General features: G+C 68.8%; 13 protein-coding genes and 2 tRNA genes. 13 read left to right on the plus strand and 2 right to left on the minus strand.

Going from position 1 to position 13,621, the window contains the following annotated elements; translation table 11 throughout:
* Positions 1-6 precede the first annotated feature (6 nt).
* Positions 7-1,014: an NAD-dependent epimerase gene (locus tag IPG05_08220; protein ID MBK6495075.1), complete on the plus strand. Its 1,008-nt coding sequence runs from the start codon at positions 7-9 to the stop codon at positions 1,012-1,014.
* On the opposite strand, the gene IPG05_08225 is transcribed toward IPG05_08220, so the two are convergent.
* On the minus strand, positions 1,015-2,076 hold the full coding sequence (locus tag IPG05_08225) for a glycosyltransferase family 4 protein (protein MBK6495076.1): 1,062 nt from the start codon (positions 2,074-2,076) through the stop codon (positions 1,015-1,017). It lies immediately after the preceding gene.
* 39 nt (positions 2,077-2,115) lie between these two features.
* Here IPG05_08225 and IPG05_08230 point away from each other — a divergent pair, with 39 nt between their 5' ends.
* The 3 genes from IPG05_08230 (at position 2,116) to IPG05_08240 (ending at position 3,581) form a co-directional block, all read left to right on the plus strand.
* Positions 2,116-3,195 carry a glycosyltransferase gene (locus IPG05_08230; GenBank protein ID MBK6495077.1) on the plus strand — a complete coding sequence of 360 codons (1,080 nt, stop codon included), beginning with the start codon at positions 2,116-2,118 and terminating at the stop codon, positions 3,193-3,195.
* 189 nt (positions 3,196-3,384) lie between these two features.
* Positions 3,385-3,458: transfer RNA gene (locus tag IPG05_08235), tRNA-Ile, on the plus strand.
* 49 nt (positions 3,459-3,507) lie between these two features.
* Positions 3,508-3,581: transfer RNA gene (locus tag IPG05_08240), tRNA-Val, on the plus strand.
* A 256-nt stretch (positions 3,582-3,837) separates the two neighbouring features.
* Here the strand turns inward: IPG05_08240 and rfaE1 are convergent.
* On the minus strand, positions 3,838-4,845 hold the full coding sequence (gene rfaE1, locus IPG05_08245) for a D-glycero-beta-D-manno-heptose-7-phosphate kinase (GenBank protein ID MBK6495078.1): 1,008 nt from the start codon (positions 4,843-4,845) through the stop codon (positions 3,838-3,840).
* A gap of 117 nt (positions 4,846-4,962) precedes the next feature.
* Here rfaE1 and IPG05_08250 point away from each other — a divergent pair, with 117 nt between their 5' ends.
* From IPG05_08250 to IPG05_08290, 9 genes are read left to right on the plus strand one after another with little or no spacing between them, the layout of a single operon-like run.
* Positions 4,963-5,892, plus strand: coding sequence for an asparaginase (locus IPG05_08250; protein ID MBK6495079.1), 930 nt, complete (start codon positions 4,963-4,965; stop codon positions 5,890-5,892).
* 12 nt (positions 5,893-5,904) lie between these two features.
* Positions 5,905-6,552, plus strand: coding sequence for a carboxymuconolactone decarboxylase family protein (locus IPG05_08255; protein ID MBK6495080.1), 648 nt, complete (start codon positions 5,905-5,907; stop codon positions 6,550-6,552).
* Positions 6,549-7,646 (plus strand): GTPase ObgE, encoded by a 1,098-nt coding sequence (obgE, locus tag IPG05_08260; GenBank protein MBK6495081.1) that lies wholly within the window; start codon positions 6,549-6,551, stop codon positions 7,644-7,646. Before IPG05_08255 ends, obgE begins: the two co-directional genes overlap by 4 nt.
* The gene (gene dprA / locus IPG05_08265; protein MBK6495082.1) at positions 7,579-8,745 is read left to right on the plus strand and encodes a DNA-protecting protein DprA; all 1,167 of its coding nucleotides are present in this window, start codon (positions 7,579-7,581) and stop codon (positions 8,743-8,745) included. The genes obgE and dprA overlap by 68 nt, the downstream gene beginning before the upstream one ends.
* A gap of 36 nt (positions 8,746-8,781) precedes the next feature.
* Positions 8,782-9,888, plus strand: a complete 1,107-nt coding sequence (gene hemW / locus IPG05_08270; protein MBK6495083.1) for a radical SAM family heme chaperone HemW — start codon at positions 8,782-8,784, stop codon at positions 9,886-9,888.
* Between the two features lie 9 nt (positions 9,889-9,897).
* On the plus strand, positions 9,898-10,932 hold the full coding sequence (gene hrcA, locus IPG05_08275) for a heat-inducible transcription repressor HrcA (GenBank protein MBK6495084.1): 1,035 nt from the start codon (positions 9,898-9,900) through the stop codon (positions 10,930-10,932).
* Positions 10,929-12,065, plus strand: coding sequence for a molecular chaperone DnaJ (gene dnaJ, locus IPG05_08280; protein MBK6495085.1), 1,137 nt, complete (start codon positions 10,929-10,931; stop codon positions 12,063-12,065). Before hrcA ends, dnaJ begins: the two co-directional genes overlap by 4 nt.
* Positions 12,062-12,898, plus strand: coding sequence for a 50S ribosomal protein L11 methyltransferase (locus IPG05_08285; protein MBK6495086.1), 837 nt, complete (start codon positions 12,062-12,064; stop codon positions 12,896-12,898). The genes dnaJ and IPG05_08285 overlap by 4 nt, the downstream gene beginning before the upstream one ends.
* Complete coding sequence (locus tag IPG05_08290) at positions 12,895-13,599, plus strand: RsmE family RNA methyltransferase (GenBank protein ID MBK6495087.1); 705 nt, start codon at positions 12,895-12,897, stop codon at positions 13,597-13,599. The genes IPG05_08285 and IPG05_08290 overlap by 4 nt, the downstream gene beginning before the upstream one ends.
* The last annotated feature ends 22 nt before the right edge of the window (positions 13,600-13,621 follow it).

Here is a 13,621-nt window from a genome sequence, read left to right on the forward strand (position 1 = left end):
GTGGGCATGAAGCACTTGGTGACGGGCGCGGCGGGATTCATCGGCTCCCACGTCAGCGAAAAGCTGCTGGAGCGGGGCGATGAGGTGGTGGGCCTCGACAATGTGAACGCCTACTACGACCCGACCCTCAAGGAGGCACGGCTCGAACGCCTGCGCCGCTTTCCCAATTTCCGGTTTGTGCGCCTGGATTTGACCGACCGGACCGCGATGGAAGAGCTCTTTCGCGTCGAGCGCTTTCCCCGGATCATCCACCTCGCCGCGCAGGCGGGGGTTCGCTACTCCGTCACCCATCCGCACGCCTACGTCGACAGCAACATCACCGGCTTCCTCCACGCCATCGAGGGCGCTCGGCACCACGGCGCGGAGCACTTCACCTTCGCGTCGACGTCGTCGGTGTACGGGCTCGACACCGCGATGCCGTTCTCGGTGCACCAGGGCGTCGACCACCCCGTCTCGCTCTATGCCGCGACCAAGAAGGCCAACGAGTTGATGGCGCACTCCTATGCCCACCTCTACGGCCTGCCCTGTACGGGGCTTCGCTTCTTCACGGTGTACGGTCCGTGGGGACGCCCCGACATGGCGCTCTTCCTCTTCGCCAAGGCGATCCTCGAGGGACGCCCGATCGAGGTGTTCAACCACGGCCAGATGCGCCGCGACTTCACCTACGTGGGTGACATCGTCGAAGGGGTGGTGCGGGTCTCCGATCGACCGGCCGCGCCAAATCCCGACTGGGATTCGGCCAACCCCGATCCGGCCTCGAGCTCGGCGCCGTACCGACTCTACAACATCGGCAACAACCACCCGACGCCGCTGATGGACTTCATCTCGGCACTTGAGAAGGAACTCGGGATGACCGCCGAGAAGATCTACGCGCCGATGCAGATGGGCGACGTCCCCGAGACCAGCGCCGACGTGAGCGATCTGGTCCGCGATACCGGCTTCCATCCGGGGACGTCCGTCGAGGTCGGCGTCAAGCGATTCGTGGAATGGTACAAGGAGTTTTACGGGGTCTAGCTACCTCGCCACCCGCCGCCACATCGCCACCATCGCCTCGGCGATCGGTCCGTCGCTGTAGCGTTCGAGTGCCCGCTGGCGCGCGGCGGCCCCGAGGGGGCGGCAGCGCGCCGGTTCGCTGACCAGCCCCTGCAGGGCGCGGGTGAGGGCAGGGCGGTCGTCCTCGTTCACGATCATCCCCGCCTCGCCGACCACGTCCGGTAGCGCGCCGCAGCGCGTCACGATCGCCCCGCACCCCTGGGCCATCCCCTCGAGGACGACCATTCCGGTCGGCTCCACCCACTGCGGTGTCGAGCGCGATGGGGCAACCAGGACGTCCACCGACGCGAAGAAGGCCGCCAGCTCCTCGCGGGGGAGGGCGCCGAGCCACTCCAGGCGGGACGAGAGCCCGAGGCGCTGGGCCTGGGCCTCCAGTGCCTCCTGGGCGGGTCCGGTCCCGAGGATCCGGAGGCGCCAATCGCCGTACGTCTCCGCCAGCGCGTCGAGCAGGAGGTCGACCCCCCGTTCGCGGGTCAGCCGCCCGATCACGCCGAAGACAACGGGCGGGGGATCGAGGCGCGGCGGCGTGGTCGGCGGAATCACCAATCCACTCGGCGGAATCACCGCGGTGGGCAACGGCGTGCTTCCCCCGATCAGGTGGTCGAGCGCCGGACGCGAGATACCGGCGAATCCGCCGGCACCATCGCGGACGCGGCGCGCCTGCCACCGGGCCGTGAAGCTTGTGGGTCCGCCGAGGGACGAGGTGCCCACGAGGACGTAGGGCACCTTGAGATCGCGCGCGGCGGCCGCGCCGACCTCGGCGGTGGGTGTCCACGGGTCACCGACGATGTGCAGCAGCGACGGGCCGGTGTCGCGCACCGCGGCGCGCAGTGCCTTGCGTGACCACCGCAGGTCCATCGGGTCGCGCACATCACCCCGGGTCGCCACGCGCAGGTATTGGATCTGCCCGTCAGCGGAGGTGTCACCGGTTGAACGTGCGACGACTGGGGCGATCCCCAAGGCGACGAGGGCGCGCAGGACATCGCGCGCGGGGGACTCCGGGGCAAGCAGGAAGACTCTCACGGGGACAAAGATGGGGGAGTCGGGCTTACTTTCCACCCCATGCGGATTCTCCATCTCGCGAAGTACTACTGGCCCCGCTCCGGCGGCATGGAACGCGTGGTCCAGGGATTGGCCGAAGGCGCGGCCGAACGCGGCCACGAAGCCGAGGTAATTTCGGTGACGGCGTTCGGTGATGCGCCGCCCGGCCAGCGTCGTCGGGCGGCCGTGACGCGCGCCTGGTCGTTCGCCCCCGTGGGGTCGCAGGAACTGGCACCTACCTATCTCGCCGCCGCGTGGCGGCGTGCCGACATCATCCACCTGCACCATCCGAACTCGCTGGCCGACGTCGCCTACGCGCTGCGACCGTCGCTCGCGCCGCTCGTGGTGACCCAGCACGCCGACTACCCCTCCTTCCAGTACCGGCTGCCGTCGAAGTACGTGCTGCACCGCGCCGAGGCGATCGTCGTCCCGTCCACCGCCCACATCGCCCTTTCGCGAGAGCTGCGGGGCTTCGAGGAGAAGGTCCACGTCATCCCGTTCGGAATCGACGAGCGTCGCTGGGAGCTGGTCCCGCCGCCGCCGCCGGGGAACCCGCCGAGGGCACTCTTCATCGGCCGGCTGGCCGCCTACAAGGGGGTGGATTTCCTCCTTCGTGCCCTGGCCATGGTCCCCGATCTGCGGCTCGACATCGTCGGCAGCGGCCCCGAGCGGAACCGCCTCCAGACGCTGGCGCAGGCCCTGGCCGTCTCGGACCGGGTCAAGTGGTGGGGCGAATACCCCGACGAGGACCTCCCCCGGCGGATGGCGGACGCCGACTTCCTGGTGCTGCCATCGGTCGGTACAGAGGAGATGTTCGGGATGGTGCTCCTCGAGGCGATGGCGGCCCGTCGCCCCGTCATTACCACCGCGGTCCCCTCAGGCGTTCGGGAGGTCAACGAGGCGGGGGTCACCGGACTCGAGGTGCCAATCCGGGACGCCGGGGCGCTGGCCGAGGCGATGCGGACCCTGGTGGACGACCATGATCTGCGGGAGCGGATGGGCATCGCGGGGCGGGGAAGGGTGCAGGAGCGCTTCACGGTCGCCCGGATGGTGGATTCCCACATTGAGCTGTACCGTAGGGTGCGGGGACCGAAGGGGTAGGGAGCGGCGTCAGGGGGGGCCGGCGGGCAGGTCAGGAAGGCCATTTCGCCTGTGGATAACTGCCTTCGTTTGCAGTTTTCGGTGCCCAACTGTCGTATTTTGGATGGGGTGGGGGGTATCGGCGGAAGGGGACGTGGAAAAGAATTCACGTGAACGCTGCGCTGTAACTTATTTGTCCACAATGTTTTCGGCCCCGTAGCTCAGGTGGTTAGAGCAGCGGACTCATAATCTGACGGTCGGGGGTTCGAATCCCCCCGGGGCCACTGGGTTGTCAGGTCGTTCGAAGCGTGGTAATATCCCCGGGCTCGGTTCGGGCGATTAGCTCAGCTGGTTAGAGCGCGCGCCTCACATGCGCGAGGTCGGGGGTTCGATCCCCTCATCGCCCACTCGGTCCGAACCACCTCGCTAGGTGGCGTAGGACCGCCGAGTCAGTCAGTGAGTGGAGCCTCCCGGGCTGGCTCGGAACGGCAGGACAACAAGAAGGCGGCTGCGATCCCAGGATCGCGGCCGCCGTTCTTGTATGCCAGAACATCACAAATGTGGAAAACGCCGATGTTGATAAGTTGAGTTTTCCACAGGGTAAGTCATTGAACAGTAGGATGATCGATGATCGATGATCGATGATCGATCATCGCCCATCGATCATCGATCATCGCCTACTTCCTCCTCCCACGCCTCCATCACCTCATCCGCCGACACCGTCGCCGTCCCTTGCTTCCCGACCTCGACTCCGGCGGCGAGGTTCGCCAGCCAGACCGCGTCGGTGACCTCCGCCCCGGCCGCGAGGGCGGCCGCGAGCCACGCCGTGACCGTGTCACCTGCCCCCGAGACGTCGAAGACCTCCCGGGCGATCGAGGGCGTCCGCCGGAGCGGGGCGTCGGCCGAGACCAGGACCATCCCCTCTGCGCCGAGGGTGAGGAGGAGGTGGTCCGCCCCGAGGCGGGTTCGGGCATCGGCCAGGTCGCGGTCGTCCCCGGCGAAGTGAGTGCCCAAGGCTTGCTCCAGCTCGCGGCGGTTCGGCTTGAAGACGGTCGCGCCGGCGTAGCCGAAGAAGTTGCGTTGCTTGGGGTCGACGACGACCGGGATCCCCTGGGCCGTCGCGGCGGCTATCACGGCGGCCGCCAGCCCGGGGTCCATGACCCCCTTGTCGTAGTCCTCCAGGACCACAGCGCCGCAGGCCGGCATCGCGGCAAGGGCAGCCTGGAGCAACGCCTCGCGGGTCCGGTCCGGCAGGGGAGTGGTGACCTCGAGGTCGATCCGCACCACCTGCTGGCCGCGGGCCACAATGCGCGTCTTGGTCGTGGTTGGCCGGCCGCTCTGGGTCTGGACGCCGTCCGTCGGGATGGCGCGGTCCGCCAACGCTTGAAGCAGGGCCTCGCCAGCCGCGTCGTCGCCCACCACGCCATGCAGCATGGGGGAGGCGCCGAGAGCGGCCAGGTTGGCCGCGACGTTGGCGGCGCCACCCGGGACGGCGTGCTCGTCCACGACGGTCACGATCGGGACCGGCGCCTCGGGAGAGATTCTTTCCACATCGCCCATGAGGTAGCGGTCAAGCATGACGTCCCCGACCACCAGGACCACCGTTTCGGAGATGGCGTCGAGGAGCGCCTCGAGGCGCTCGCGACTGAGCGGATGCAGGGTCTGAGTCATCGAGGAAAACTACCCGATCTCGGGCGAGGGCGGGTATCTTGGCCCCATGTCGGACTTTGCGATCGTGGCCGTCCGCGGCCCCTGGATGAATCGGTCCACCACGTCTCAGCGGCGGTGGTGACCACCGAGGGCACCCTGGTGGCCCACGCCGGGGACCCGGAACTGGTCACCTACTGGCGATCGGCCTCCAAGCCGTTCCAGCTCGCCCCGCTCGTCGAGGATGGCGGGATCGAGCGCTTCGGCCTCGATCAGGAGATGCTGGCGTTGGCCTGTGGTTCCCACAACGCCGAGTCGGAGCACCGGGTGGTTGGCGCGCGGTGGCTTGAGGCGGTTGGGCTGACTGAGGACCAACTCTCCTGCGGCGGACACCCATCACTCTGGCCGGAGCAGGCCGATCGGATGATCCGCGAGGGCGTCACGCCGACCCCGCTCTGGAGCAACTGCTCCGGGAAGCATGCCGGGCTGTTGGCCCTCGCTCGGCTGCACGACTGGCCCACCGATGGCTATGAGGCGACGGGCCACCCGGTCCAGGACCGCGTCGCCCAGTCGATTGCTCGATACGCCGGAGTGCCGGTCGAGCAGCAAGTGTGGGGCGTCGACGGCTGCACCGCCGCCGCCGTCGCGCTGCCCCTGGTCGCCATGGCCCGCGGCTACGCCGCGCTCGGCGCAGGGGAGACCCCGGCCCTGGCGGTGCTCCGCGACGCCATGATGGCCTGGCCGATGATGGTGGCCGGTAGCGAGCGCCTGGATACGCTCCTGATGGCGGCCTGGCCCGGTCGGGTCGTGGCAAAGATCGGCGCCGAGGGGGTGTTCAGTGCGGCGCTCCCGACGCTGGGGCTCGGGCTGAGCCTCAAGGTGCACGACGGCGACATGCGCTGTGCCGGGTACGCGCTGATCGCCTTGCTGGACGCCGTGGTGGCGCGCTTCGATCCCTCCGGCGACTGGCCGATGGACGAGCTGGCGCGGTGGCGCTCGCCAAAGATTCGCAACACGCGCGGCGTGGTCACGGGGTCCTACGAGCCCCGCCTCACGCTGCGCTTCGCCTGAGACGATCTCCCCATGACCCCTGATACCACCTCCGCCCTGGACGAATCCACCCGTTCCCTTGTGACCCTGGCCGCGGCCATCGCGCAGGGTGAGGAACCGACCGTCCGGGACCGCGTCGCCGACACGGTCGCGCGTGGTGTCGACCCGCTCTGGGTGGACGAGCTGTTGCTCCAGTCCGTGCTCATGGTGGGCTGGCCACGCACGCTGGTTGCCGCGACGCTCTGGCGGCAGGCCATCGGCACGCCGGCGACCAACGACACCGCCGACCTCGATTACGCCGCCTACCCCGACTGGCAGGCCCGTGGCGAAGCGACCTGTCGGATGATCTATGGCGACAACTATCGCAAGCTCCGCGAGAACGTGGCGAAGCTGCACCCGGCGCTCGACCAGTGGATGGTCACCGAGGGATATGGTCGCACCCTCTCGCGTCCCGGTCTTGAACCCTGGCGGCGGGAACTCTGCGTGATTGCGCAGACCGCCGTCCTCGATACGCCGCGCCAGTTGCATTCGCACCTGCGCGGTGCCCTGAATGCGGGAGCCACCATCGCGCAGGTCGACGCGGCGCTCACGCTGGTCAATCCCTTCCTCTCCTATGACGACTTCAAGCGCGTCAAGGACTTGTGGGAAGGGGTGCGCGACAACTGGAGTCCCCTGGCATGAGCTTCGTCGATCGCGTGGTGGTGGAAGTACACGGTGGTGGTGGTGGCGACGGTGCCTCGTCCTTTGCCCGCTTCAAGTTCAAGGCGAAGGGTGGCCCCGACGGCGGCGACGGCGGCAACGGCGGTTCGGTCTATGTGCGCGCGGAGGCCAACTTCGCGACGCTGCTCGACTATCGCTATCGGACCTCGTGGAAGGCGGAGCGCGGCGGGCACGGCAAGGGAAAGAACATGACCGGGCCGTCCCGTGACGACGTCATCATGCCGGTGCCCCCGGGTACCCTCATCATCGACGACGCGACCGGCGAGACGCTCGGTGAAGTGATGCGCGCCGGCGATCAGGTCCTGGTGGCGAAGGGCGGTCGCGGCGGCCGCGGCAATGCGCGCTTCACCTCGGCGACGCACCAGGCACCACGGGAGTGGGAAGAGGGAACCCCCGGCGAAGAACGGCGGCTGGCGTTCGTGCTGAAGTTGATCGCCGATGTCGGTCTGGTCGGCGAACCGAACGCGGGAAAGAGTACCCTGCTGTCGGTGATCAGTGCCGCGCGTCCCAAGATCGCGGACTATCCCTTCACGACACTGGAACCGAACCTCGGCGTGGCCGGGCTCTCGGGATCGCGCTCCTTCGTCGTCGCCGACATTCCGGGGATCATCGAAGGCGCACACGCCGGCAAGGGGCTCGGCCTCCGCTTCCTGCAACACGTGGAGCGGACCCGATTGCTCGCCTTCCTCGTGCCGCTCGATTCGCCCGATCCGCAGGCGGTGTTCGACCAGCTCCGGCGCGAGGTCGCGCTCTACAGTGACGTGCTGGCGACCAAGCCGTATCTGGTCATCCTCAGCAAGGGTGACCTGCTCCCCGAGGGCGATCCCGTCCCGGAGCTGGTGGCGCCGGACGCCCGGATGGTGGTGACGATTTCCTCGGTCTCGGGCCATGGGCTCGAGCCGTTGAAGGAGTCGCTCTGGAGTGCGGTGCAGGAGATTCGCGCCGAGGATGCCGAGGAAGAACCGTGGTCACCAAGCGATGAGGACGATGCCGCAGAAGCCGCCGACATTCCCGATCCCTTCACCGACGAGTCCGCCGCCTCCGACGACGAATGACCTCGCGGAGCGCCACGCCTACCTGGCGTTGGCGCTCCTCGAGCAGTTGGGTCCCCACCGCCTCGCCGCCCTCTTTTCGCATTTCGGTTCCGCGCAGGCCGTGCTCTCGGCCTCCTCCGCGCAATTGCAGAGCGTAGGCGGCATTCCCACCGCCGTCATCAGCGCCATCCGTTCCACCAACGCCGAGGCCATCCCCGCGTTCCTCGACGAGGCGGCAGCGGCGGGGCAGATGTTGCTGGTGCCACCATCACCAGATTTTCCGGCGGCCCTCCGCTCCATCCCCGATCCGCCCGTGCTGCTCTGGGCACGCGGTGCACTGCATCTCCTCGACGCGCCGGCCGTGGCGATCGTCGGGAGTCGCGATCATTCGCGCTACGGCGAGGAGATCGCGCGCGAGTTGGCCATTGTGGCCGCGCGGGCCGGAATCGCAGTCGTGAGCGGGATGGCGCGCGGGCTCGATGCCGTCGCGCATCAGGGGGCGCTCGACGTCGGCGGACCGACCATCGGCGTGCTCGGCTGCGGCGTTGACGTGATGTATCCACGACAGAACGCCGAGCTCTTCCGGCGGATGTACCTCGAGGGATTGTTGGTCAGCGAACATTCGCCGGGGCAGCGTCCCGATTCCCCCGGTGCCTTCCCGCGACGGAATCGTCTCATCAGCGGGCTCGCGCAGGTGACGGTGGTCGTGGAGGCCGCCGAGGGTTCGGGGACGATGCTGACGGTCAACTCCGCGCTCGAGCAGGGACGAGAGGTGCTGGTCGTGCCCGGGCCGGTGAATTCGCGGACCTCGCGCGGGACCAACCGACTCCTGCGGGACGGCGCGACCCCGCTCCTGGAACCGACCGAGCTGCTGAGGCTCTTTGGCGCGAGGGTTTCCGCCCCGGCCGCCGCCGCGCGAGAGGTGCCGCCCTGCACCCTCTCGCCCACGGAGGCGCGGGTCTTCGCCGCACTCGGCCCGGTCGGCATGCACGTCGATGAGCTGGCGCTCGTTGTCGGGTTGCCGGTGGGGGAGTTGCTGGCGACCCTGCTGGGGCTCGAAATCGGCGGGTTGGCGCAGTCGCTGCCGGGCGCCCAGTATCGACGGGCCGCCCGTGCGTGAAGGGCAGGGAGTCGATGTCGACGTTACCATTCGGGTATGCATGTCTATGTCCACGTCCCGTTCTGCGCGCGCCGCTGTTCCTACTGCGACTTCGCGATCGCCGTGCGGAAGGCCTCTCCCGATGCCGATTTTCTTGAGGCGCTGCGCGCCGAGTGGCGCCTGCGCCGCAGCGTGGCGGCGTGGGATGTCTGGCCCAGCATCAGCACCTTGTACTTCGGCGGTGGGACGCCGTCGCGGCTCGAGGGCGACACCATCGGTCGACTGATCCAGATGATCACGGCCGACCGGCCGCTTGCCTCCGATGCCGAGGTGACACTGGAGGCCAATCCGGACGACGTGACGCCTGACCGCGCGATCGCCTGGCGCGAGGCGGGCGTGAACCGGATCTCGCTCGGCGTGCAGAGTCACGAACCCGCCGTGCTCGAGTGGATGCACCGGACGCACACGGCCCAGCAGGTTCCGTTCGCCGTTTCGATCCTTCGCAATGCCGGCTTCGACAACATCTCGATGGACCTCATCTTCGGGGTGCCGGTCGCGCTGCGTCGTGACTGGCTCCGCGACTTTGACTTGACCCTCGAGCTCGAGCCGACGCACATCTCGCTCTACGGCCTCACCGTGGAGCCGCACACGCCGCTGGCGCACTGGACCTCGCGCGGAGAGGCCGCCGCCATCGGCGACGATCGCTACGCCACCGAGTTCCTCCAGGCGCACGACCTCCTGGTGAACCAGGGCTTCGAGCATTACGAGGTCTCGAACGCCGCCAAGCCCGGCTACCGCTCGCGGCACAATTCGGCGTATTGGCGTGGGGCCGACTACATCGGCCTCGGCCCCTCGGCGCACTCCCTGCTGCATGGCATTCGCTCCTGGAACGTCCGCGAGTGGGCCGAGTACGCCCGGCTCGCCAGCCGCGGGGAACCCCTGATGGCGGGTGACGAGGCGCTTGACGGGGACGCCCGGCGCCTCGAACGCCTCTACCTTGGCCTCCGGACCACCGAGGGGCTGGCCGAGTGGGAAGTGCCCGAGGGAGCCCGCGCCAACTGGATTCGCACGGGGTGGGCGGCGCTGGCCAACGGCCAGATTCGGCTGACCGCCGAAGGGTGGCTCCGGCTCGATGCGCTGGTATCCGCGATCTCGGATTCCTAGCTTTCCCGGATGGCCGATCCCGAATCCCTGTCCGACCGCGAGCGCCGGGTGCTCGAAGCGGTCATCGAGACCTATATCGCGACCGCGGAACCGGCCGGGAGCCAGACCGTGGCCCGTCGTTCGGCGCTGGGGATTTCGCCCGCGTCGATCCGCAGCACGATGTCCGATCTCGAGGCCAAGGGGTTCCTCTTTCACCCCCACACCTCGGCCGGCCGGATCCCGACCGATCAGGCCTATCGGGTGTATGTCGATCGGATGGTGCGGGGCACGCCGCCCGACGCCCAGCTGCGCGAGCAGCTCGAGGTCGAGTTGGTCGCCGCCAACGCCAGCGAGGAGCTGCTGAAGCGCGCGGCTCAGGTGCTCGGGATCCTGACGCAGGAGCTTGGCGTTGCGGTGGGACCGGCGCTCGATGAGATCGTCCTCGAGCGGGTCGACCTCGTGGCGGTGTCGGTCGAGCGGCTGTTGATGGTGCTCAACCTGCGCAGCGGGACGGTGCGGACGATCTACGTGCGCCTGCCGAGTGCGCTGACGCGGGACCAGGTGGACGAGGTGCAGCGGTTGTTGAACGAGCGGCTCGGTGGGCTCACGCTGCGCGAGGTGCGTGCGACCCTCGGCGATCGGCTGCGCGACGCGGCGTCCTCACCGGAGGCGGCGGAACTCCTCGACATCATTCTCGCCGAGGGCGACGGCCTCTTCGATCCGTCGGATGCCGGTGGCGCGGTGCTGCTGGGCAGCGCGTCGGTGCTCGTCGACCAGCCCGAGTTCGCGTCGAGCGAGCGGATGCGTTCGCTGCTCTCGCTCACTGATCGACGCGACGTGCTGCAGGCGGCGCTGGCGCAGCGGAAGCAGGATGGCATGACCATTACCATTGGTGGCGAACACGGCGATCCCGGCCTGGCCGGGTTCACCCTCGTCACCTCCACGTACCGGCGCGGCGGCGCGACCGGTGTCATCGGCGTGCTGGGACCGACGCGGATGCCTTACGACAAAATCATCGGCCTCGTCGAACATACCGGACGACTGGTCGAGGGACTCTTGCAGTGAGCGATCTGTACGAAATGCTGGGCATCGCGCGCGGTGCCTCCGACGATGAGATCAAGAAGGCCTACCGCAAGCAGGCGATGGAATTCCATCCGGACCGGAATTCCTCGCCCGATGCCGAGGCCAAGTTCAAGGAGATCTCCGAGGCGTACCAGATCCTCTCGGATCCGGACAAGCGCGCCTACTACGATCGCACCGGTGCGGCCCCCGGCGGTGGCGGCGGCTTCGGGGGCGGGCCCGGCTTCCAGCACATCGATCTCTCCGAAGCGCTCAACATCTTCATGCGCGACTTCGGCGGGTTCGGCGGACTCGAGAGTCTCTTCGGCGGCGGGCGCGCGCAGGGCGAGGCGAATCGGGGCCAGGACATCCGCGTGACCGTCAAGCTCACACTGACGGAGGTGGCCCTCGGCGCCAAGCGCAACATCAAGATCAAGACGCTCACGCCGTGCGAGCCGTGCGGCGGCACGGGTGCGGCGAAGGGCACCAAGCCGGTGAAGTGCGGGACTTGCGAAGGGTCGGGCGAGGTGCGCCGCGCCGCCCGCTCGATGTTCGGCCAGTTCGTGCAGGTCGGGCCGTGCCCGGCGTGCCGCGGCGAGGGCCACGTGATCCGCACCCCGTGCGAAGTCTGTCGGGGCGAGGGGCGGATGAAGGGCGAGCGCACCGTCGCGGTCGACATCCCGGCGGGCGTGTCGGACCAGAACTACCTCACGATGCGTGGTGTCGGGGCGACCGGTCCGCGAGGCGGCCCGGCGGGCGACCTGCAGGTGATGATCGAGATCGTCGACGACGAGCGGTTCCAGCGTCAGGGCGACGACCTGCTCCTCGATCTCCCGATCTCGTTCTCGCAGGCGGCGCTCGGCACCGTCGCAACGATCCCGACGCCCTACGGGGACGAGGCTTTGGACGTGCCCGCCGGATCGCAGTCGGGCACCGTGCTGCGACTGCGCGGGAAGGGGATCCCGCGCCTCGGCGGCGCCGGGGTCGGCGACCTCAATGTGCGCCTGCATGTCTGGACGCCCGACGAGCTGAGTGACGAGCAGCGCCAGCTCTTCGTCGAGCTCGCGAAGCACGAGGGCGAGGGTCCCGGACGCAAGGGCGGCTTCTGGTCCAAGCTCAAGGAAGCGCTCGGCGCATGACCAAGACCTGGTGGCGCATCAGTATCGAGTGCCGGCCCGACGACACCGACGCCGTGGCCGCGATGCTCATCGCAGCGACGGGACAGGGTGTCGAGGAGCCATCGCCCGGCGTGTTGCTGACCGTCGAGACGTCCGAGGACGCCGCGGCGCAGTTGGTCGGCTCGTTGGTGGCGTGCTTCCCCGAACTCGAGGGGAGTGTCACGCCCCTCGACCCGGTCGACTGGTCGGTGAAGTGGCGCGACGGGATCATCACGCGCCGCTTCGGTCGGCTCGTCGTCACGGCGTCGTGGCTGCCGGTCGTGCCCACGACGAACGAAGTCGTCGTGTCCCTCGATCCGGAGTCGGCGTTCGGCAGTGGCGAGCACGGCTCGACGCGCGCGGCGATGACGCTGCTCGAGCGGCATCTTGTCCCAGGGGATCGGGTGCTCGACTTCGGCAGCGGCTCGGGGATCCTCGCGATCGCCGCGGCGAAGCTCGGCGCGGTGAGCGCGATCGGCATCGAGGTCGACGACGAATCGCATCCGATCGCCGAGGCGAACGCCGAGAAGAACGGCGTGAGCGATCGGGTCACCTTCCTGGTCGGAGATGCCGGCGACCTCGGCATCCTTGCCGGCCCGGCCGAAGTCGTCTGCTCGAACATCCTCCGCACCGTGAACACCTTGCTGCTCCCCGCGATCCAGCGCTCGCTGGTGCCGGGCGGCCTCGCGATCTTCGCCGGGATGGAAGACATGGAGGAGGAGCTCTTCCGCCCCGTGCTGGCGCGCGAGGGGTGGACCGTCGTCGATGATGTGCACGACGCCGGGTGGTGGGGCGTGGCGGCGCGCTTCGGGTGATCCGGCTCCTCGTCCCGGCCGACGCCCTGGTCGTCGGTGCGTCGATCCGGCTCGACGAGGATGAGGCCCATCACCTCGACGTGCGCCGTGTCGCCGAAGGGAGCGAGGTCGAAGGCCTGGACGGGGTGGGCGGCGCGGCCATCGGAACGATCCACCGCGAGGGAAAGCGGTGGTACTTCCGCGTGGACAACGTCGCCCGGGACCCCCGCCCGGCGCCGCTGCTCCTCGCCGTGGGTGGCGGCGACAAGGACCGTTTTCTCTGGCTCGCCGAGAAGTCGGCGGAGCTCGGGGTCACGACCCTTGTGCCGCTCGAAACGGCGCGGTCGCGTCACGTCGAGAATCGACTGCGCGAGGGCACCATCGACAAGGGACGCCGGCGCGCACGCGAGGCGTGCAAACAGTCGGGGAATCGCTGGGCCCCGGTGATCGCGGACCTCACGCCGATCGAGGCGTTGCGGTCGTGGCTGCCGGCGGGGCAGTGGTGGCTCGGCGAAGCGGGCGCTGCGGCGTTGCCGTCCATCGCGGCCGATGCTGCGGTCGGGTGGTTGATCGGCCCGGAGGGTGGATTCGTCGCGGAGGACCTGACGATTTGCGAACGCGAGCTCGCCCCTGTGCGTGTTACGCTTGGATCGCACGTCCTTCGCTTCGAAACCGCAGCGATCGCGGCGGCGGTGTTGACCGCCGATCGGCGTAGAGACTGAACCACCCTCCACCTGACGGGGC

The sequence above is a fragment of the Gemmatimonadota bacterium genome (assembly GCA_016704275.1).
Classification (GTDB): Bacteria; Gemmatimonadota; Gemmatimonadetes; order Gemmatimonadales; family GWC2-71-9; genus Palsa-1233.

Bases quoted from the DNA above. Each gene is read 5' to 3' on its own strand.
- IPG05_08220 (MBK6495075.1), top strand. From the start codon at position 7: ATGAAGCACTTGGTGACGGGCGCGGCGGGATTCATCGGCTCCCACGTC.
- IPG05_08255 (MBK6495080.1), top strand. From the start codon at position 5,905: ATGACCCCTGATACCACCTCCGCCCTGGACGAATCCACCCGTTCCCTT.
- dprA (MBK6495082.1), top strand. From the start codon at position 7,579: ATGCCGCAGAAGCCGCCGACATTCCCGATCCCTTCACCGACGAGTCCG.
- hrcA (MBK6495084.1), top strand. From the start codon at position 9,898: ATGGCCGATCCCGAATCCCTGTCCGACCGCGAGCGCCGGGTGCTCGAA.
- hemW (MBK6495083.1), top strand. From the start codon at position 8,782: ATGCATGTCTATGTCCACGTCCCGTTCTGCGCGCGCCGCTGTTCCTAC.
- rfaE1 (MBK6495078.1), bottom strand. From the start codon at position 4,845: ATGACTCAGACCCTGCATCCGCTCAGTCGCGAGCGCCTCGAGGCGCTC.
- IPG05_08230 (MBK6495077.1), top strand. From the start codon at position 2,116: ATGCGGATTCTCCATCTCGCGAAGTACTACTGGCCCCGCTCCGGCGGC.
- IPG05_08285 (MBK6495086.1), top strand. From the start codon at position 12,062: ATGACCAAGACCTGGTGGCGCATCAGTATCGAGTGCCGGCCCGACGAC.
- obgE (MBK6495081.1), top strand. From the start codon at position 6,549: ATGAGCTTCGTCGATCGCGTGGTGGTGGAAGTACACGGTGGTGGTGGT.